Annotated in this window: 8 protein-coding genes and 2 pseudogenes; 9 read left to right on the forward strand and 1 reads right to left on the reverse strand. The window is 70.9% G+C overall.

What is annotated here, in order from left to right:
- Positions 1–152 precede the first annotated feature (152 nt).
- Positions 153–2,989 (forward strand): annotated as a pseudogene (locus B1L07_05650) (autotransporter domain-containing protein).
- A 73-nt stretch (positions 2,990–3,062) separates the two neighbouring features.
- Here the strand turns inward: B1L07_05650 and B1L07_05655 are convergent.
- On the reverse strand, positions 3,063–4,160 hold the full coding sequence (locus B1L07_05655) for a leucine dehydrogenase (protein ID AUZ54675.1): 1,098 nt from the start codon (positions 4,158–4,160) through the stop codon (positions 3,063–3,065).
- Between the two features lie 284 nt (positions 4,161–4,444).
- Here B1L07_05655 and B1L07_05660 point away from each other — a divergent pair.
- The 8 genes and pseudogenes from B1L07_05660 to B1L07_05695 all read left to right on the forward strand — a co-directional run bounded on the left by B1L07_05660 (position 4,445) and on the right by B1L07_05695 (position 19,649).
- A pseudogene (locus B1L07_05660) lies at positions 4,445–7,989 on the forward strand (methylmalonyl-CoA mutase).
- A 258-nt stretch (positions 7,990–8,247) separates the two neighbouring features.
- Positions 8,248–9,867, forward strand: coding sequence for a diguanylate cyclase (locus B1L07_05665; protein AUZ54676.1), 1,620 nt, complete (start codon positions 8,248–8,250; stop codon positions 9,865–9,867).
- 317 nt (positions 9,868–10,184) lie between these two features.
- On the forward strand, positions 10,185–11,231 hold the full coding sequence (locus B1L07_05670) for an LD-carboxypeptidase (GenBank protein ID AUZ54677.1): 1,047 nt from the start codon (positions 10,185–10,187) through the stop codon (positions 11,229–11,231).
- Positions 11,232–11,361: 130 nt separating this feature from the next.
- Positions 11,362–12,684: a hydrolase gene (locus B1L07_05675; protein ID AUZ56473.1), complete on the forward strand. Its 1,323-nt coding sequence runs from the start codon at positions 11,362–11,364 to the stop codon at positions 12,682–12,684.
- A gap of 102 nt (positions 12,685–12,786) precedes the next feature.
- Positions 12,787–14,298, forward strand: coding sequence for a hypothetical protein (locus B1L07_05680; GenBank protein AUZ56474.1), 1,512 nt, complete (start codon positions 12,787–12,789; stop codon positions 14,296–14,298).
- Between the two features lie 94 nt (positions 14,299–14,392).
- Positions 14,393–15,094 carry a DNA-binding response regulator gene (locus B1L07_05685; protein ID AUZ54678.1) on the forward strand — a complete coding sequence of 234 codons (702 nt, stop codon included), beginning with the start codon at positions 14,393–14,395 and terminating at the stop codon, positions 15,092–15,094.
- The gene (locus B1L07_05690) at positions 15,094–16,482 is read left to right on the forward strand and encodes a two-component sensor histidine kinase (GenBank protein AUZ56475.1); all 1,389 of its coding nucleotides are present in this window, start codon (positions 15,094–15,096) and stop codon (positions 16,480–16,482) included. The genes B1L07_05685 and B1L07_05690 overlap by 1 nt, the downstream gene beginning before the upstream one ends.
- Positions 16,483–16,667: 185 nt before the next feature.
- Positions 16,668–19,649: a GGDEF domain-containing protein gene (locus B1L07_05695; protein ID AUZ54679.1), complete on the forward strand. Its 2,982-nt coding sequence runs from the start codon at positions 16,668–16,670 to the stop codon at positions 19,647–19,649.
- Positions 19,650–19,661 lie beyond the last annotated feature (12 nt).

Consider the following 19,661-nt stretch of genomic DNA (forward strand, 5'->3'; position numbering starts at 1 on the left):
TCGAAAGCCGCCGGCGGGGTGCCCATTGGACCAACGGCACATCCCGGCAGACAGCGGTTTGTCGTTGCAGTATAGAAGGTGAGCCACCGCATGGCCGGCCGGTGGCCCCGTCCGCAGGGATACCGGTGTCCGGCCAGTCATGGGGAGAGGGCATGCGCAGCACGTTCAGGGGCCACACCGCACTGGCCGCTTCGATGGCACTGGCGCTGGCCGCCTGCGGCGGCGGCGGTGGCAGCAAATCGAGCCCGCCACCGCCGCCCAGTCCGCCGCCGACCTCGCCGCCGCCCACTTCGACCACGCCGCAGCCGGCGATGGACGCGCATCTGGCGCTGACCAACGCCCGCGCCGCGCAGGCCGCCGGCTTCACCGGTGCCGGCGTGCGCATCGGCGTGGTCGATTCGGGCGTGATGCGCAACCATCCCACGCTGGCCGGGCGGGTGGTGGCCAATTTCAGCTACGTGGATCCGCGCCGCAACAACCTGGCGGTGGACGACGTGGTCGGCCATGGCACCACGGTGGCGCAGCTGGCCGCCGGTGCGGCCACCGGGCAATGGCCCGGGGGCATCGCGCCGGGCGCGCAGATCGTCTCGGCGCGCATCATCAACGACGAGCGGCCCAAGGACGATGGCTCCGGGCAGGGCAACGAGGTCACCGGTGGCCTGGGCATGGGCGGCGTCCATGACGACCTGATCCGCGCCGGCGTGCGCATCATGAACAACTCCTGGGGCGGGCTGTACTGGACGCGGCCGACGGTGACGGCGCAGATCGCCGCCGAGTACCGCCCGTTCATCGCCGGCAACGACGGGCTGGTGGTGTTCGCCACCGGCAACGAATCGCGCGCCAATCCCAGCGACATGGCCGCGCTGCCGAGCCAGCCGGGCGAGAATGGCTCGCGCCCGGCGGCCGACCTGGAGCGTGGCTGGCTGGCGGTGGCGGCGCTGGACACGGCCAACCCGGGGCGCCTGGCCGATTACTCCAACGCCTGCGGCGTGGCCCGCAACTACTGCCTGGTGGCGCCGGGCACGTCCGCCTTCGTGGGGCCCAGCGCCACGGCGTCGAACCTGTCCTACTACTACGGCAGCGGCACCTCCTACGCCGCGCCGCTGGTATCGGGCGCGGCGGCGCTGGTGTGGCAGGCGTTCCCGTATTTCGACAACAACCTGGTGCGGCAGACCCTGCTGGGCACCACCACCGACCTGGGCGATCCCGGCCCGGATGCGGTGTTCGGCTATGGCCTGCTCAACGTCGGCAAGGCGGTGAAGGGCCCGGCCCGGTTCGACTGGGGCGACGTGACGGTGGACGTCAACCAGTTGGGGCTGGGATCGGTCTGGAGCAATGACATCAGCGGCGCCGGCGGGCTGGTCAAGCGCGGCGCAGGGGCGCTGACCCTGGCTGGTGCCAATACCTACGGCGGCGCCACCCGCATCGAACAGGGCACGCTGGCCCTGCGCGATGGCGCCTCGATACGCTCCAGCGTCACCCTCGTGCCGCGGTCCGATCCGACGCAGGCAGCCCTGCAGTTCATGGGCGGTGCCACCCGGGTGACCGGCAATGTCGACAACGGTGCCAGCATCGTGATGCTTGGCGGTGGCAACAGCAGCATCATCGACGGCGATTACCTGCAGCGCAGCGGTTCCCGCCTGCTGATCGCGCTGGGCGTCAATGCGCTGCAGGTCACCGGCAGCGCAACCCTGCAGGGCGGCGGGGTGCTGATCAACGGGGTGGTGCCTGGTTACGTGCCACAGGACGGCACGCGGCAGGGCCTGATCCGCGCCGATGGCGGTGTCAGCGGCCAGTTCGACGCGGCCCCTGCCGCCACCCAGAATGCCGGCGTTGCACTGCTGCAGGCCGGCTACGGTTATGACAGCCACAATGCCTGGCTGGACCTGCAGCGGGTCAACGTGACCGCGGCCGCGCGGGTGGCGGGCGCGGATGCCGCGGCAATGGCCGCGGCGCAGCGGGTGGAGCAGGCCTTCGAACTGCTCGATGGCGATGTGACCCTGCAGTCAGGTGCGTTTGCGGCCGGTGCCAGCGCCCTGCAGCGTGGCGGTGGCGGCTTCGACGGGCTGGGCGCGAGCCTGCGCAGCCTCACCGGCCAGGCGCATGCGCTGGCGCTGGCGATGACCTTCGACAGTATCGACATGAACCGGCGGGCCTTGTCCACCCAGTTCGGCGAGGGCGGCAGCCGCGCCGACGGGGCCTGGTCGCGTTCGCTGGGGAGGGCGGCCAGGGCGGCCTTGCCGGTGGCGACTACCGCCTGGGCGGCTGGATGCTGGGCCGCGAGACCGGCATGGGCGATGCCCGGGTGGGCTTCGCGTTCGGGCAGGTGCAGGCGCAGCTGGCCGGCGGCGAGACCGGCGACCGCGGCCGCGACCGCCAGACCCAGGCCCGGTTCTATGCCGGGCGCCAGTGGGGCCAGGCGTACGCGCTCGGGCAGCTCGGTGTGGGTGGCTACCAGCGCGAGCTGGATCGCGGCCTGCTGCTGGGCGGCGAACGTGCCGGGGTGATGGCGCGTTACGCCGGCCGCTTCCTGTCCGGCAGCGCCGAGGCCGGTTACCGCTTCGAGCTGGGACGGGGCGCGTTCACCCCGTACCTGGGCGCCGACTACGCCCGCATCGACAGCGACGCGTTCCAGGAACAGGGCGGCTACGGGTTCGGCCTGAGCGCCGGCGGCTGGCAGGCCAGCCAGGTGCGCGGCCTGGCCGGCCTGCGCGCCGACTACCGCTGGCGCGGGCTGCAGCTGGGCGGCTACGCCGAGTGGCAGCAGGCGCTGTCCGCCGGCGCCGGGCCGCTGCAGGCACGCTTCACCGGTATCGATGCCTGGGCGCCGCTGTATGGCCTGCAGCCCGCGCGCGCCGCCGGATTGTTCGGCGTGTCGCTCGATGCCTGGGTCGCGCGCGATGCGCAGCTGTCGCTGGGCTACGACCAGCGCCTGGGCGGACGCGGCGACAACCGGCAGGTGTCGCTGCGGTTCATGCGCGGGTTCTGAGCCAGCGGCGGCGGACATGCAAAAGGCGGGCGACCGGGTCGCCCGCCTTTTTTGTGCCGGCCGGGTGCGCTGGCTACTCGCCGCGCAGGCGGCTCATGCGCGGGGTGGCGCGGCCCAGCGGCATCTTCAGCTTGCCGATGGCTTCGATGCGGGCCTCGGCGATGCGGTCGGCCGCACGCTGCGGCGAGATCCCGTCGCGCTCGGACGCGTCGAAGATGCGGCCGAGGTTGTGGTAGATGCTGCGGATCAGGCGCATGGCGCGCTCGCGGTTGTAGCCGTCGATCTCCAGCGACACGTTCATCACGCCGCCGGCGTTGACCGCGTAATCCGGTGCCCACAGCACCCCGCGCCGATGCAGTTCGTCGCCCACCGCATGGCTGGCCAGCTGGTTGTTGGCGGTGCCGCAGATGACCTTGGCCTTGAGCCGGTCAAGCTCCTCCATGCCGATGGCGCCTTCCATCGCGCAGGGCGCGAACACGTCGGCGGCGACGTCGTAGATGGCATCGGGCTTGATCGCCTCGCAGCCGTACTCGGTGACCGCGCGCTGCACCAGCACCGGGTCCAGGTCGGTCACGTAGAGCTTGGCGCCGCGCTCGCGCAGCAGCTTCACCAGTTCCATGCCGATGTGGCCCAGGCCCTGCACGGCGATGCTGACCTTGCCCACTTCCTCGTGGCCGAACTTGCGGTTGATCGAGGCCATCAGCGCCTGCAGCGCACCGTAGGCGGTGAACGGGGCCGGGTCGCCGGAGCCGCCATGGACCTGGTGCACGCCGGTGACATAGCCGGTCTCCAGGTAGATCTGCTCCATGTCGTTGACGTCGCTGCCGACGTCCTCGGCGGTGATGTAGCGCCCGCCCAGCGCTTCGACCTGGCGGCCGAAGGCGCGGAACAGCACCTCGCTCTTGTCGGTGCGCGGGTCGCCGATGATCACCGCCTTGCCGCCGCCCACGTTGAGCCCGGCCAGCGCGTTCTTGTAGGTCATGGTGCGGCTCAGCCGCAGCACGTCGCGCAGGGCGTCGTCGCTGTTGGCGTAGGGACGCATGCGCACGCCGCCCAGGGCAGGGCCCAGGGTGGTGTTGTGGATGGCGATGATCGCTTTCAGGCCGGCATCGCGGTTGTGGCAGAACACGACCTGTTCGTGCCCGGAAGTGGCGAGGGTTTCGAAAAGCATGGAAGCTCCGATGGGCGTTACTGCGACAACGTCCGTGATCCTGCAGACAACTGGTGGGCCAGAAAACAAAAATGCGACTTCGTCGTGGCGGTGACGGGTCGCGGGCGGCCATTCTAAAGCATTCGGCGGCCAGCGCATGTTTAGGCTGCCGCCGGCCGCGAAGGGGGCGCCGCCGCCGGGGGGCCGGGCGGTACGGCGGTCGGGTCACGCTGCGCTGCAACCTGACCTGCGCGGCGCGCGGCTCTATCATCGGTTTCAACAGAAACCGAGATGTCGCACGGCCCATGAGTACTCCCGCCCCCCACCTCCCGCAGACGCAGACGGAAACCAGCCCGCTGCGTTTCGTCACCGCCGCCAGCCTGTTCGACGGCCATGACGCGGCCATCAACATCATGCGCCGGCTGATCCAGGCGCAGGGCGCGGAAGTGATCCACCTGGGCCACAACCGCTCGGTGGAAGACGTGGTCCGCGCGGCGCTGCAGGAAGACGCCGACGCCATCGCGCTGTCGTCCTACCAGGGCGGCCATGTCGAGTACTTCAAGTACATGGTGGACATGCTGCGCGAGCGCGGCGCCGGCCACATCCGCGTGTTCGGTGGCGGCGGAGGCACCATCACCCCGGAGGAGATCCGCGAACTGCAGGCCTACGGCGTGGAGCGCATCTACCACCCCAACGACGGCATGAAGATGGGGCTGGTGGAGATGATCGAGGACGTGGTCCGGCGCGCCGGCGACGCCCGCGACGCGGCACCGGCGGCGGACGACGCCAGCGTGCCCGGCATCGGCGACGAGATCGCCATCGGCCGCATGCTGTCGCGGCTGGAGGACGGCGCCTTCGGCGACGCGGAACTGGCGCACCTGCGCCGGCAGTGGCAGCTGGCCGGCGGCAGGACCCCGGCCATCGGCATCACCGGCACCGGTGGCGCCGGCAAGTCCAGCGTTACCGACGAACTGCTCAACCGCTTCCTGGCCAGCTTCCCGCAGATGCGCATCGCGGTGGTCTCGGTCGACCCGACCCGCCGCCGCACCGGTGGCGCGCTGCTGGGCGACCGCATCCGCATGAACTCGCTGCGCAGCCCGCGCGTGTACATGCGCTCGATGGCCACACGCCGCCAGCACGCGGCGATCAATACCGTGCTGCGCGACTGCATCGGTTTCCTCAAGTCGCTGGCCTACGACCTGGTGATCGTCGAGACCGCCGGCATCGGCCAGAGCGACTCGGAGATCGTCGATCTGGTCGATTTCCCGATGTACGTGATGACCAGCGACTTCGGCGCGCCCAGCCAGCTGGAAAAGATCGACATGCTCGACTACGCCGAGCTGGTGGTGCTCAACAAGTTCGACAAGCGCGGCGCCGAGGACGCGCTGCGCGACGTGCGCAAGCAGTGGAAGCGCAACCGCGTGGCGTTCGCGATGAAGGACGAGGACGTGCCGGTGTACCCGACCATCGCCTCGCAGTTCAACGACCCGGGCATCAGCTGGATGTTCGCCAACCTGTGCCGGCTGCTGCGCGACAAGCGCGGCGCCGGGAACGCGGAGGCCGCAGCGCAGAGCGGCTGCGACTGGATGCCGGCCATCGACACCACGCTGAAGGAGCCGCGCGCGACCGTGCTGATTCCCGGCAGCCGGGTGCGTTACCTGGCCGAGATCGCCGAGCAGGGCCGCGCCATCAATGCCCGCATCGAATCGCAGGCCGAGGTGGCCGAGCGCGCCCAGGGCTGCTGGCAGGCGCTGAAGGAGCTGGGCGACGCCGCGCTGCCGGCGGCGCTGGACCTGTACCCGGCGGACGCCCTGACCGATGCCGCCGCCGACACCAGCCTGCGCACCCTGCGCCAGCGCTACAACGACGCGGTGCAGTCGCTGGATTCGGAGGCCCTGCGCCTGCTGCGCGAGTGGCCGGCGCGGCTGAAGTCGATCACCGACGAGGTCAACGAATACCAGGTGCGCGGCAAGACCATCCGCGTGGAGAACTACCGCGAGTCGCTGAGCCACCAGCAGATTCCCAAGATCGCCGCGCCCACCTACCGCAGCTGGGGCGAACTGCTGGTGTTCCTGCAGAAGGAGAACCTGCCCGGTTCCTATCCGTACACCGGCGGCGTCTACCCGTACCGCCGCAGCGGCGAGGACCCGATCCGCATGTTCGCCGGCGAGGGCACCCCGAGCGCACCAACCGCCGCTTCCATTACCTGAGCGTCGGCCAGCCGGCCGCGCGCCTGTCCACCGCCTTCGACAGCGTCACCCTGTACGGCGAGGACCCGGCGCCGCGCCCGGACATCTACGGCAAGATCGGCAACTCCGGGGTCAACATCCCCACCCTGGACGACATGAAGAAGCTGTATTCCGGCTTCGACCTGTGCGCGCCGACCACCTCGGTGTCGATGACCATCAACGGCCCGGCGCCGATGATCCTGGCGATGTTCATGAACACCGCCATCGACCAGCAGGTGGAGAAGTACCTGAAGGCCGATCCGGCGCGCTGGGCCGAGGCCGAGAAGAAGATCGCGGCGATGTTCGAAGGTCGTGCCCGCCCGCAGTACCACGGCGAACTGCCGCCGACCAACAACGGCCTCGGCCTGGGCCTGCTCGGCGTCACCGGCGACCAGCTGGTGGACGCCGACACCTACGCGCGGATCAAGGCCGAGACGCTGTCCACGGTGCGCGGCACGGTGCAGGCCGACATCCTCAAGGAAGACCAGGCGCAGAACACCTGCATCTTCTCCACCGAGTTCGCGCTGCGCATGATGGGCGACATCCAGCAGTACTTCGTCGACCACGGCGTGCGCAACTTCTACTCGGTGTCGATCTCCGGCTACCACATCGCCGAGGCCGGCGCGAACCCGATCAGCCAGCTGGCCTTCACCCTGTCCAACGGCTTCACCATCGTCGAGTATTACCTGGCGCGCGGGATGAAGATCGACGACTTCGCGCCCAACCTGTCGTTCTTCTTCTCCAACGGCATGGACCCGGAATACACCGTCATCGGCCGCGTCGCCCGCCGCATCTGGGCGCGCGCGATGCGTGAGCGCTACGGCGCCAACGAGCGCAGCCAGATGATGAAATACCACATCCAGACCTCCGGCCGTTCGCTGCACGCGCAGGAGATCCAGTTCAACGACATCCGCACCACGCTGCAGGCGCTGTACGCCCTGTTCGACAACTGCAACAGCCTGCACACCAACGCCTACGACGAAGCCATCACCACGCCCACCGAGGAAAGCGTGCGCCGCGCGGTGGCGATCCAGATGATCATCAACAAGGAGCTGGGGCTGAACTTCTGCGAGAACCCGTGGCAGGGCAGCTTCATCGTCGACAAGCTCACCGACATCGTCGAGGAAGCGGTCTACAAGGAATTCGAGGCGATCAGCGAACGCGGCGGCGTGCTCGGCGCGATGGACACCATGTACCAGCGCGGCAAGATCCAGGAAGAGAGCCTGTACTACGAGCACAAGAAGCACGACGGCAGCCTGCCGCTGGTCGGGGTCAACATGTTCCTGCCGAAGGAGCATGCCGGCGAAGTGGCGACCGAGATCGAGCTGATCCGTTCGACCGAGGAGGAGAAGGGGCAGCAGATCGAGAACGTGCGCAACTGGCAGCGCAACCGCAATGCCCTGGCCCCGGCCGGCGAGACCTCGCACAGCCACGAGGTGGCTGGCAGCGCCTGCAGCGACGCCGGTGTCCACGATGGCCACGGCCTGGCCTACCTGCAGAACACCGCGCGCGAGCGCCGCAATGTGTTCGCGGCGTTGATCGAGGCGGTCAAGACCCACAGCCTCGGCCAGATCAGCCACGCGCTGTACGACGTGGGCGGGGAGTACCGGCGGAACATGTGATTGGCCGCGGCGGCAGGGCCCGAAGACGGGCCTCGCCGGTTTGCCGGGCGCACCCGGTGATGCCCGCTGGCCCGCAGCCGGGTCACCCGGGCGGATATCATGCCGTGCGGCCCGCCGCATACGGCATGGCGCGTCGGAATTGGGGGTGTTGCGCGGCCACGCGGGTAGCGGCGGCGGGCGCAGGTGCATCCGCCAGGATGAGCGCCCGCGCGGGCCGCCGCTGGACTGCCCGCTGGCGCTCGGTGACCATAGCCCCGTATGTCCGCCCTCACGCCCTCCACGAGCCTGCTGCGACTGCTGCCCGAGGCGGTGGTGCAGACCGATGCGCTGTGGGCGATCACCTACCTCAATCCGGCTTGGCACACGCTCACCGGGCATGCGGTGGAGGCGGCGCTCGGCCGGTCCCTGCTTGAATTCGTGCATCCCGACGACACCGGCACCCTGCGCTCGGGCATGCCGGTGTTCCGGTTGCGGTTCGCCGACGGGGATTACCGCTGGGTGCGGCTGCAGCTGCAGCCGGAGACCGACGAGGCCGAGCGGGTGCTCAGCCGCCAGGGCGTGCTGATCGAGGTCACCGAGGTCACCGAGCAGGTGCTGGTGGAAGTCCGCCAGCGCTTCCTGCGGTTGCTGGAAACCATCGACGGCGTGGTCTGGGAGGCCGAGCGCGGGGTGGGCAATACCTTCCTCAGCCCGCAGGTGGAGCGGCTGTTCGGCTACACGGTGGAGGAATGGCGCGCCGATCCGGGCTTCTGGCGCTCGCGCGTGCATCCCGACGACCTGGCCGAGGCGCTGGTCATCGACGAGGCCGCGTACAACGCCACGCACAGCTACGCCTACGAGATGAGCTACCGGCTGATCGCCAAGTGCGGCAAGGTGGTGTGGGTGCGCGACCTGTGCCGGGCGGTGGTCGAGCCGGGCCGGCCGAACCGCATGATCGGGCTGATGATCGACGTGACCCGCCAGAAGCACACCGAGCTGGAACTGCTGCGCTCGGACAACCGTTATGCGCTGGCCACCCTTGGCTCCAATGACGGCATCTGGGACTGGGACCTGCGCAGCGATGTCATGCACGTGTCCGAGCGCTTCCGCCGGATCGTGGGGATGGACGACGGCGAGCCGGTGCATCACGGTGGCTGGCACTTCCTGCAGCAGCTCATCGACCCCGACGACCGTGCGCGCGTGCAGCTGGCCTACCGCCGCCACCTGTCGGGGAACAGCCCGAATTTCTCGGTGGATTTCCGCGCCTTCCATGGTTCCGGGCGGCTGCTGTGGGTGAACTGGCGCGGCGTGGCCCAGTTCGACGACGGCGTTGCCGTGCGCATGGCCGGCTCGCTCAGCGACCTGGCCGAACGCGGCAGCTCCTACGACGCGCTCACCAACCTGCCGGGCCGGCCGTTGTTCCGGGCCCGCCTGGCGCATGCCATCGCCGTGCACCGCGGCGAATCCGCGGCCGGGGCCGACGGGCCGGCGCGTGGTGGCACCACCATGTTCGCGGTGCTGCTGCTGGACCTCAACCGGTTCAAGGCGGTCAATGACAGCCTGGGCCACCATGTCGGCGACCAGTTGCTGCAGCAGGTGGCGCGGCGTCTTGAATCGTGCGTGCGCAACGCCGACCTGGTCGCGCGCATGAGTGGCGACGAGTTCAACCTGCTGCTCGAATCGATCGATCCCGGCGAAGCGGCCGAGCGTGCGCGGCAGATCGTCGCGGCGCTGGAGGTGCCGTACCTGATCGGCCCGCATACGGTGAGCAGCAGCGCCAGCATCGGCCTGGTCAGCAGCCAGTCCGGGCTGAAGACGATCGATGACTACCTGCGCACCGCCGATGCGGCCATGTACCGCGCCAAGAGCCGCTCGCTGGGCGTGTGCATCGCTTCATGACCGGCGTGCCGTGCAGCGGCACCGGCCGGCGTTGCCGTCGGACGGCGCCTTGCGTGGCGCTTTCTCCGGTGCCGGGACACTGAGCGCCCGGCGGGCAGGCGTGGTGCCTTTGCTGGCGGGGCATGACAGTTCGTATGCCACCCATGCCGCGTGGTTATGGATGCGCCGCGACAAGCGCTGCATGAAACGCGCCGGTTGCCTTGCGCCAGGCGTGTTTCCGCTGCGCGCACGCGGCTGTGCATGAAGCCGGCGGCGCACTGTCGGGCAGGCGGGCCCGTTGCTACCCTCGGCCGCACTTTCTGCAGACAGGCGGTGGCATGGACAGGCGGCGATTCCTTGGTGGTACGGCATTGGCGGGGGCGCTGTTGCCGCTGATGGGCACGGGCAGCGTGCTGGCGGCGCAACGTGGCGGGCGGTTGCTGCCGCTGCCGCTGGAGAAGGGCGATACGGTGGCGCTGGTCAGCCCGTCTGCGGCCAGCAGCGACCCGCTCAGCCTGCAGCTGGCGCGCGAGGCGATGGAAGCGCTGGGCTTCAAGGTCAAGACCGGCGCCCATTACGATGCGCGGCATGGACATCTGGCCGGTACCGATGCCGAGCGCGCCGGCGACCTGAACGCCATGTTCGCCGACCGCCAGGTCAAGGCCATCGTCTGCGTGCGCGGCGGCTCCGGTGCGGCGCGGCTGCTGCCGCTGCTGGACTATGCCGCCATCCGCGCCAATCCCAAGGTGCTGCTCGGCTACTCGGACATCACCGCGCTGCATTGCGCGATCCAGGCCAGGACCGGGCTGGTGACCTTCCACGGGCCGATCGGCTCGGGCAGCTGGAACCGGTTCAACGTGGACCAGTTCGAGCGCCTGTTCTTCAAGCGCGAACTGATGCAGTACCGCAACAGCGTCGATACCGACGACGAACTGGTGCCGCGCAGGAACCGCACCCGCACCATCACCGGCGGCACCGCGCGCGGCGAGCTGGTGGGCGGCAACCTGACCGTACTGACCGCGCTGGCCGGTTCGCCGTACCTGCCCGATTTCAACGGCAAGATCCTGTTCCTGGAAGACGTGGACGAAGCGCCGTACCGCATCGACCGCATGCTCAGCACGCTCAAGCTGATGGGCGCGCTGGACAGGATCGCCGGCTTCATCTTCGGCGAATGCACCGGCTGCACGCCCGGCGACGGCTATGGCTCGCTGACCCTGGACCAGCTGTTCGCCGACTACATCGCGCCGCTGAAGATCCCGGCCTTCCGCGGGGCGATGATCGGCCACATCCGCGAACAGTTCATCGTGCCGGTCGGCGGCCGCGTGGAGATGGATGCCGACGCCGGTACCTTCCGCCTGCTGGAACCGGTGTTCGCCGGGGGCTGAGCGGCGCCGGCGGCTGCCTGCGCGCGGCCGCCATGGCGATGCCGTCGCGGCCGCCGCCTATACTGGCGCGGCCGCCGGCTGGCGGTACCGGCATGCCACAGGGAGAAACGTCATGTCCATGCTCTGGCTGATGCGAACGCTGTCGTTGTCGTGGGCGCTGCTGCTGGCCGCCCCCGTTTCCGTGCAGGCCGCGGCGGAGGAAGGCGAACTGCTGTTCCGCGGGGTCCGGGTGCTGGACACCGTGCGCGGCTCGCTGGGCGCGCCCACCGACGTGCTGGTGCGCGGGCGGCATATCGCTGCGATCGGCGCGGCGGCGACACCGGCGGCCACGGCCACGGTGATCGAAGGCCGCGGCCGCACGCTGATGCCGGGGCTGATCGACGCGCACTGGCACAGCACGTTCACCGCGCTCTCGCAGGCGGACATGCTGGCCCTGGCGGACACGCCGGACCAGCTGGCCGCGCGGGTGGCGGCCGAATCCGAGCGCACCCTGCTGCGTGGCTTCACCAGCGTGCGCGACGTCGGCGGGCCGATCTTCGAACTGAAGGCGGCGATCGACGCCGGCCATGCGCGCGGCCCGCGCATCTGGCCATCCGGCGCCACCATCAGCCAGACCGCCGGGCATGGCGACATGCGCCTGCCGCACGAGCGCTCGCGGCGCTTCTTCGGCAAGCCGGCGCTGGCCGAGGAAATGGGCGCCACCTTCATCGCCGACGGCCGCGACGAGGTGCTCACCGCGGTGCGCGAGAACCTGCGCCGGGGCGCCAGCCAGATCAAGCTGATGGCCGGCGGCGGCACGTCCTCGGCCTACGACCCGGTGGACGTCACCCAGTACACGCTCGACGAGATGCGCGCCGCGGTGGAGGCCGCCGAGGACTGGGGCACCTACGTCACCGTGCATGCCTATACCGTGCGCGCGGTGCGCCGCGCCATCGAAGCCGGGGTGAAGAGCATCGAACACGGGCAGATGCTGGACGAGGACACGCTGCGGCTGATGGCGCGCCGTGGCGTGTGGCTGTCCAGCCAGACCCTGCGTGCGAGCACCGAGAACATGGATCCGTTGCGCCGCGAGAAGCGCAAGCCGGTGATCGACGGGCAGGCGCGCATGTGGGCCATGGCCAAGCGCGCCGGGGTGCGCATGGCGTGGGGCACCGACTTCCTGTTCGAGCCGGCGCTCAATGTCGAGCAGAACGCCTTCATCCTCGGCCTGCGGGAGTGGTTCACCCCGGCGGAGATCCTGCGCATGGTCACCCACGACAACGCCGAACTGCTGGCGCTGTCAGGCCTGCGCAGCCCCTATCCGGGGCGCCTGGGGGTGGTTGAGGAGGGCGCGCTGGCGGACCTGCTGCTGGTCGAGGGCAATCCGCTGGAGGACCTGCAGGTGATCGCCGATCCGGCGCGCCGCTTCGCGGTGATCGTCAAGGACGGGCGCATCGTCAAGGGCGGCGACTGACCACGCCGGGCCGGGCGGGCATCGCGCCCGCCCGCCGGGGCGCCGCCGCGGCGCCGGCAGACTGCCGCTGCTCGACCGCCGGCAGGGGAGGACCCGATGAGACTGCAGCTCAGGCCTTGGATCGTGCTGTCCTGCGTGGCGCTGGCGGTGCTGGCCGGTTGCGCGCACCGGCGGCCGACGGTGGCCATGGAACCGACGCCGGTGGCGCACATCGTGCCGCTGCCTGGCGCCATCCACGCCGGTCCCGGCGTGCTGCGTATTTCCTCGGCGGTGGCCGTGGAGGACGCGGGCGCCGCGCCCATGGCCCGGCGTGCGCTGGACGAACTGCTGGCGACGCTGCACATCGCCAGCGCGGACGCGGGCACGCCGCTGCGGCTGCAGCGGGTCGACGACCCGGCACTGGGCGAGGAGGGCTACCGGCTGCTGGTGGACGATGCGATCCATCTGAGCGCGCGCACCGATGCCGGGCTGCTGCATGCGGTGCAGACCCTGCGGCAACTGCTGCCGGCGCGCGCCGGCACGGATTACCGGCTGCCGCAGCTGGCGATCACCGACGTGCCCGCCTACCGCTGGCGCGGGCTGTCGCTGGACGTGGCGCGCAGTTTCCTGCCGGTTGATTACCTGGAAAGGCACATCGACCGCATGGCCCTGTTCAAATTGAACCGGCTGCACCTGCACCTGACCGACGACCAGGGCTGGCGGATCGAGATCAAGCGCTATCCCCGGCTGGTGGAAATCGGCGGCGCCAGCGCGGTGCAGGGCGGGCGCGCCGGTTACTACACCCAGGCGCAGCTGAGGCACCTGGTGGCGTACGCGCAGGCACGCGGCGTCACCCTGGTGCCGGAGATCGACATGCCCGGGCACGTGCAGGCGGCGCTGGCCTCGTACAACGCGCTGGCCTGCGACGACGTGGCCAACCGCGGCACCTACGCCGGCGTGGGAGTGGGCTTCAGCGTGTTGTGCCTGGACAAGCCCGAGGTGGTGTATCCCTTCGTCCGCGACGTGCTGGAGGAGGTGGCGGCGATCTTTCCGTCCAATGAAATCCACATCGGCGGCGATGAGATCAGGCACCCGCTGTACGCCGATTTCGTCGCCCGCACCGCGGCGATGGTGGACGCGATGGGGCGTACTCCGGTGGTCTGGGAGGAAGGATCGGTGGCCGCGATGAAGCCCACCGCGCTGGTGCAGCTGTGGAACGACGGCTATGCCATCGAGGCCGCGGTCGCCCGCGGCCACCGCTTGATCCTGTCGCCGTGCTCCTACCTGTACATCGACCACGGCAACCGTGCCGGCCAGCCCGGCGCCGACTGGTGCCGCGCCGCGGGCGTGCCGCTGGCCCGGGTCTATGCCTTCGACCCGACCCCTTACCGGACCGCGGTGGGCGTGGAAGCGGCGCTGTGGAGCGAGTTCGTGCATACCGACGCCGCCGCCGATGCGCGCCTGTGGCCACGCCTGGCGGCCGTGGCCGAGGTGGCATGGAGCCCGGCCACGCAGCGCGGCTATCCGGGGTTCGTGCGGCGCATGGCAGGGCTGCGCGCACACCTGGACGCGCTGGGCGTCCACTACTACCCCGAGCCGGACCTGGGCTGGGGCGACGCCGCCGACACGCGCTGAGGCGTGCGCCGCGGCGTCGCCCGCTCGCCGGGGCCGCACGGGATGCGCGTCCGGCTCGGTTAGCATTGCGCATCCCACCAAGGAACATCGCCCCATGCACCGCCTGCTGGTGGTCGACGACGACAGCGACATCCGCGGACTGCTGGCCGAGCAGCTCGGCCGCGCCGGCTACACGGTGAGCACCGCCGCCGATGGCGCCGGCATGCGCCACGCGCTGGCGCGCGAAGCCATCGACCTGGTCGTGCTCGACCTCAACCTGCCGCGTGAGGACGGGCTGGCGTTGTGCCGCGAGCTGCGCGCGCGCGCCAGCACCCCGGTGATCATGCTCACCGCCCGCGCCGAGCCGATCGACCGCGTGCTCGGGCTGGAAATGGGCGCCGACGACTACCTGGCCAAGCCGTTCGAGCCGCGCGAACTGCTGGCGCGGATCCGCAACGTGCTGCGCCGGACCGAGGCGCTGCCGGCCAACCTGGAGCCGTTGGCGATGCGCCGGGCGACGTTCGCCGACTGGCTGTTCGACCTGGAGCGGCGCCACCTGGTGGATCCGGCCGGGCGCGTGGTGATGCTGTCCGGCGCCGAGTTCCGCCTGCTGCGGGTATTCGTCGGCCATGCCAACAAGGTGCTCTCCCGCGAGCAGCTGGCCGCGCTGGGCGGCGGCCGCAGCCATGAGGCCCAGGACCGCGCCATCGACCTGCAGGTCAGCCGCCTGCGCCAGAAGCTCGGCAGCGCCGGCAGCCTGATCAGGACCGTGCGCAGCGAGGGCTATGTGTTCGCCGGCGTGGTGACGCTGGCATGATGGCCCGGCTGCGGCGGTTCCTGGCCTCGATGACGGGGCGGCTGTTCGTCATCCTGCTGGTCGGCATGCTGTCCGCGGCGATCGGCGCCACCCTGCTGGCCGAGGCGCACCGCCGCCAGGAGTTCGAGCAGCAGAACCTGATGCGCATGGCCGATCGCCTGCAGGGCTTCGTGGCCCTGCTTGAGAGCAACCCCGAGCTGCGCGCGCGGCTGCTGGAAACCGGCGGCGCGAGCGTGCATCCGGCCCGCGGCGAGGTCCATGCCGGCAAGCAGGACGTGGCGCTGATGGCGGTCCTGGACGACCGCGAGGGGCCGGTGGCCGATGCGCGGGTGTATGTCACCGGCTTCCGCGCCTGCCTGCCACCGCTGCCGGAGCTGCTGCCGCAGCGCACGCGCATCCCGCACCACCTGCGCAAGCGCTATCCGGCGGTGGTGCCGCCGCGCTGCCGGCTGGTGGAGCTGACCCTGGGCGATGGCACCCCGCTGCGGCTGACATTGCAGTACCCGGCGACGGCGCGCATCCGCATCTTCGCCTTCGATCCGCTGTTCCTGTCGCTGCTGTCGCTGGCCATCGCCGTGCTCGCCTACGTGGTGGCGCGTATCGCCAGTTCGCCGCTGCAGCGGCTCGCCGACGCCGCCACCGAGCTGGGCCAGGACCTGCAGCGCGATCCATTGCCGGTGACCGGGCCGCAGGAGGTGCGGCGCGCGGCCGAAGCCTTCAACGCCATGCAGCAGCGCCTGCAGCGGCATATCGGCGAGCGCACGCAGATGCTCGCGGCCATCACCCACGACCTGCAGACGCCGCTCACCCGGCTGCGGCTGCGGCTGGAGAACGTGGCCGACGAACCGCTGCGCGAACGGCTGATCGCCGACCTGGCGGCGATGCAGGCGCTGGTGCGCGAGGGGCTGGAACTGGCCCGCAGCGCCGAAAGCGCCGAGCAGCGCGTGGTGCTGGACCTGGATTCGCTGTTGCAGAGCGTGGCCGGGGACGCGGCCGAGGCCGGGCACCCGGTCGAGTTCGAGCAGGGCTGTGGCGCCGTGCTGCGGGTGCGCCCGCTGGCCATGCACCGGCTGTTCTCCAACCTGGTGGACAATGCCGTCAAGTACGGGCACTCGGCGTCCATCCGCGCGCAGGCGCGCGACGGCCAGGTCCAGGTATGCATCCGCGACCACGGCCCGGGCCTGGCGGCGGACGAACTGGAGGCGGTGTTCACCCCGTTCCTGCGCCTGGAGACCTCGCGTTCGCGCGAGACCGGGGGCGCCGGCCTGGGCCTGACCATCGCCCGCACGCTGGCCGAGAAGAACGGCGCCACCCTGGTGCTGCGCAACCATCCCGGCGGTGGCCTGGAAGCGGTGGTCACCTGGCCGGCGCCCGCCCGCCGCGGCTGAGCGGCAATGCGCCGGCCGGCGACGCTGGCCGGTTCCGGGGGCGGGGGGCTGCATGGGGCCGGCAATCCCCCTACCATGTGCGCACTCTCCCCCTGTCCGTGCACATGACGTTGCCGCAGCCGTCCGCACCGCTCGACCGCCCGGCCCCGTCGTTGCAGCGACGCCGCGAATCGCGTCCCGGCCGCATGCGCGGCGGCCGCTGGGTCCGGCGCCTCATGCGGCTTTGGCTGTGCCTGCTGCTGGTGGCCGGGGGCGCGGCCGCGGCCGAACATACGCCGCCGCTGCGCGATTACGCGGTGGACATGTGGACCTCGCGCAACGGCCTGCCGCACAACTCGCTGCGCGGCATCGCGCAGACGCCGGAGGGACACCTGTGGTTCGCCACCTGGGAAGGGGTGGCGCGCTACAACGGGCTCGACTTCGACCTCTATGACCGCAGCACCCGGCCCGGGCTGCTCGACAACGGCATCGGTGCGCTGTACGTGGATCGCGATGGCGCGCTGTGGGTGACCGATTCACGCGGCGACGTCCTGCGGCGCACGCTCGACGGGCGCTGGCGGCAGTGGCCGCAGCACCCGCCGGCGCCGAAGGTGCTGATCCAGGCGATGCAGAAGGACAGCAAGGGCCGGCTGTGGCTGCTCTACGAGGGTCGCGGGCTGGGCTACCTGGCCCCCGACGGACGCCTGGTCTACGAGCCGCCGGCGCCGGGCGCGCCGGTGAACATGACGCTGTCCAACTGGCTGGCCGTGGATGACAAGGACCGGGTCTGGGTCGGCACCATGGATGGCCTGAAGCTGCGTGGCGACGATGGCGTGCTGGGCAACGCGCCGGCCGCGCTGGACCTGCCGCCGGGCCCGGCCTGGCCCTACCGCGCGCCGGACGGCGCGGTGTGGATCGTCACCGATGGCGCGCTGTACCGGATGCACCCGGGCGGTGCGCGCCGGGTGCACGTGCTGCCCGGGGTTTCGCACACCACCGCGATGCTGCAGGACCGCCACGGCGACCTGTGGCTGGGCACCGAGAACCAGGGGCTGTTCCGCATCGGCAGCCATGGCGTGGAGCGCCTGCCGGACAGCCGGCAGATGCAGAACGGGCGCATCACCAGCCTGATGGAGGATGCCGAAGGCAGCATCTGGGTGGGCGGCAACGGTGGCCTGTACCGGCTGCGCGAAACCCTGTTCACCAGCTACACCACCCGCGATGGGCTGAGCGGGGACTACGTGCGCGCGGTGATCGAGGACGACCAGCGGCGCCTGTGGATCGGCGGTGCCGCCGGCCTGGACCGGATGGAGCGCGACGGCCGCATCGCGCCGGTGCCGCTGCGCAACAGCGTCGGCAAGGCGCCGTCGGTGCTGAGCGTGATCCAGAGCCGCGATGGCGCGATGTGGGTCGGCACCTTCGGCGACGGCATCTACCGCATCGACCGCCAGGGCCGCAGCCGCCACTACGGCACCGCCGACGGCCTGGCGGCAGGCAACGTGCGGGTGATGGCCGCCGACCGCGATGGCGATGGCATCTGGGCCGGCACCCAGCGCGGCGTGGTGCGGCTGGGCGCCGACGGCGCGCAGGTGCCCACGGTGGCCGGGCTGCCGGGCGGGCTGGTGACCGCGCTGCGCCACACCGAGGACGGCCTGTGGATAGGCACCATCGAAGGCATCCGCGTGCTGCGCGGGAATACCGTGCAGCGGCTGGACGTGGACGGGCTCGGCGGTGGCCGCAGCATCTTCGGCTTCACCCCGGTCGGCGACGCGATGTGGGCCACCTCCGACCGCGGCCTGTACCGCTACCGCGACGGCCGCCTGGCGCGGGTGGGGCTGGAACAGGGCATGCCGGTGGACACCGTGTTCGAAATGGTGCCCGACCGCCTGGGCAATGTCTGGATCAGCAGCAACCGCGGCATCCTGCGCACCACGATGGCGGCACTGGACGCGGTGGCCGATGGCCGCAGCCCGCGGATCGAGGTCGAGCGCTACAACGAGATCGACGGCATGTACAACGCCCAGGCCAACGGCAGCACCGGGCCGTCCGCGGTACTGCGCGCCGACGGCACCTACTGGGTGGCCACCGCCGGCGGCCTGAGCATGGTCGACCCGTTGCGGCTGCAGCGCTTCCGCGAACGGTTGCCGCCGCCGGTGGTGGTGGAAAGCGTGCAGCTGGACGGGGTGCCGCTGCATTGGCAGGCGCACGGCGTCACCGCCGTGCCCGGCGGGCGCCGGCTGACGGTGGGTTACGTCGGCCTGAGCTACCTGATGTCCGACCGGATCCGTTACCGCACCCGGCTGGAAGGGCTGGACCACGACTGGATCGAGCGCGGCAACCAGCGCAGCGTCGAGTTCATGGGGCTGCCGCCGGGCGACTACACCCTGCATGTCTCGGCGATGCACCCGGGCGGCCGCTGGAGCGAAAGCGAGGCGGCCTGGAAGTTCACCGTCGAGCCGTTGCCGTGGCAGCGCCGCAGCGTGCAGGCCGCGGCCGGCATCGCGCTGCTGCTGGCGCTGGTGGCGCTGTACCGGTACCTGATCCACCGCTACAAGACCAGCAACATGCGCCTGGCGCGCCAGGTTGCCGAGCGCACCGCCGACCTGCAGTTGCAGGCCGAGCGCCTGCTGGCGGCCAACCAGGAGAAGACCGCGCTGGCCGAGCGCCTGCGCCAGCAGGCCGTGGCGTTCGAGCGCCAGGCCCACGAGGACCCGTTGACCGGCCTGCCCAACCGCCGTGCCTTCGACGAGGCGCTGGCGCGCGATTTCGCCCGTTCCCAGCGCAGCGGCCACCCGCTGAGCCTGCTGGTGCTGGACATCGACCATTTCAAGACCGTCAACGACAGCTGGTCGCACAGTGTCGGCGACCAGGTGCTGTGCGAGGTGGCGCGGCTGCTGGCCGCCAGTTGCCGGGATTCCGACCTGCCGGCGCGGCTGGGCGGCGAGGAATTCGCGCTGCTGCTCAACGACACCCCGCTGGAGGAGGCGCAAGGGGTGTGCACGCGCCTGCAGGGGCTGTTCCATGCGCAGCGCAACTGGGCCGGGATCGAGGGCCTGCGGGTGACGTTCAGTGCCGGGCTGGTGCAGCTGGCGGCCGGCGACCGCACCCCGCTGCTGTTGTTCCAGCGCGCCGACAAGGCCCTGTACCAGGCCAAGAGCGACGGCCGCGACCGGATCTGCCTGGGGTGACGACCCCGGCAA

It is taken from the genome of Stenotrophomonas acidaminiphila, from assembly GCA_002951995.1.
GTDB lineage: Bacteria > Pseudomonadota > Gammaproteobacteria > Xanthomonadales > Xanthomonadaceae > Stenotrophomonas > Stenotrophomonas acidaminiphila_A.

Bases quoted from the DNA above. Each gene is read 5' to 3' on its own strand.
- B1L07_05675 (AUZ56473.1), top strand. From the start codon at position 11,362: ATGCGAACGCTGTCGTTGTCGTGGGCGCTGCTGCTGGCCGCCCCCGTT.
- B1L07_05695 (AUZ54679.1), top strand. From the start codon at position 16,668: ATGCGCGGCGGCCGCTGGGTCCGGCGCCTCATGCGGCTTTGGCTGTGC.
- B1L07_05655 (AUZ54675.1), bottom strand. From the start codon at position 4,160: ATGCTTTTCGAAACCCTCGCCACTTCCGGGCACGAACAGGTCGTGTTC.
- B1L07_05690 (AUZ56475.1), top strand. From the start codon at position 15,094: ATGGCCCGGCTGCGGCGGTTCCTGGCCTCGATGACGGGGCGGCTGTTC.
- B1L07_05685 (AUZ54678.1), top strand. From the start codon at position 14,393: ATGCACCGCCTGCTGGTGGTCGACGACGACAGCGACATCCGCGGACTG.
- B1L07_05670 (AUZ54677.1), top strand. From the start codon at position 10,185: ATGGACAGGCGGCGATTCCTTGGTGGTACGGCATTGGCGGGGGCGCTG.
- B1L07_05665 (AUZ54676.1), top strand. From the start codon at position 8,248: ATGTCCGCCCTCACGCCCTCCACGAGCCTGCTGCGACTGCTGCCCGAG.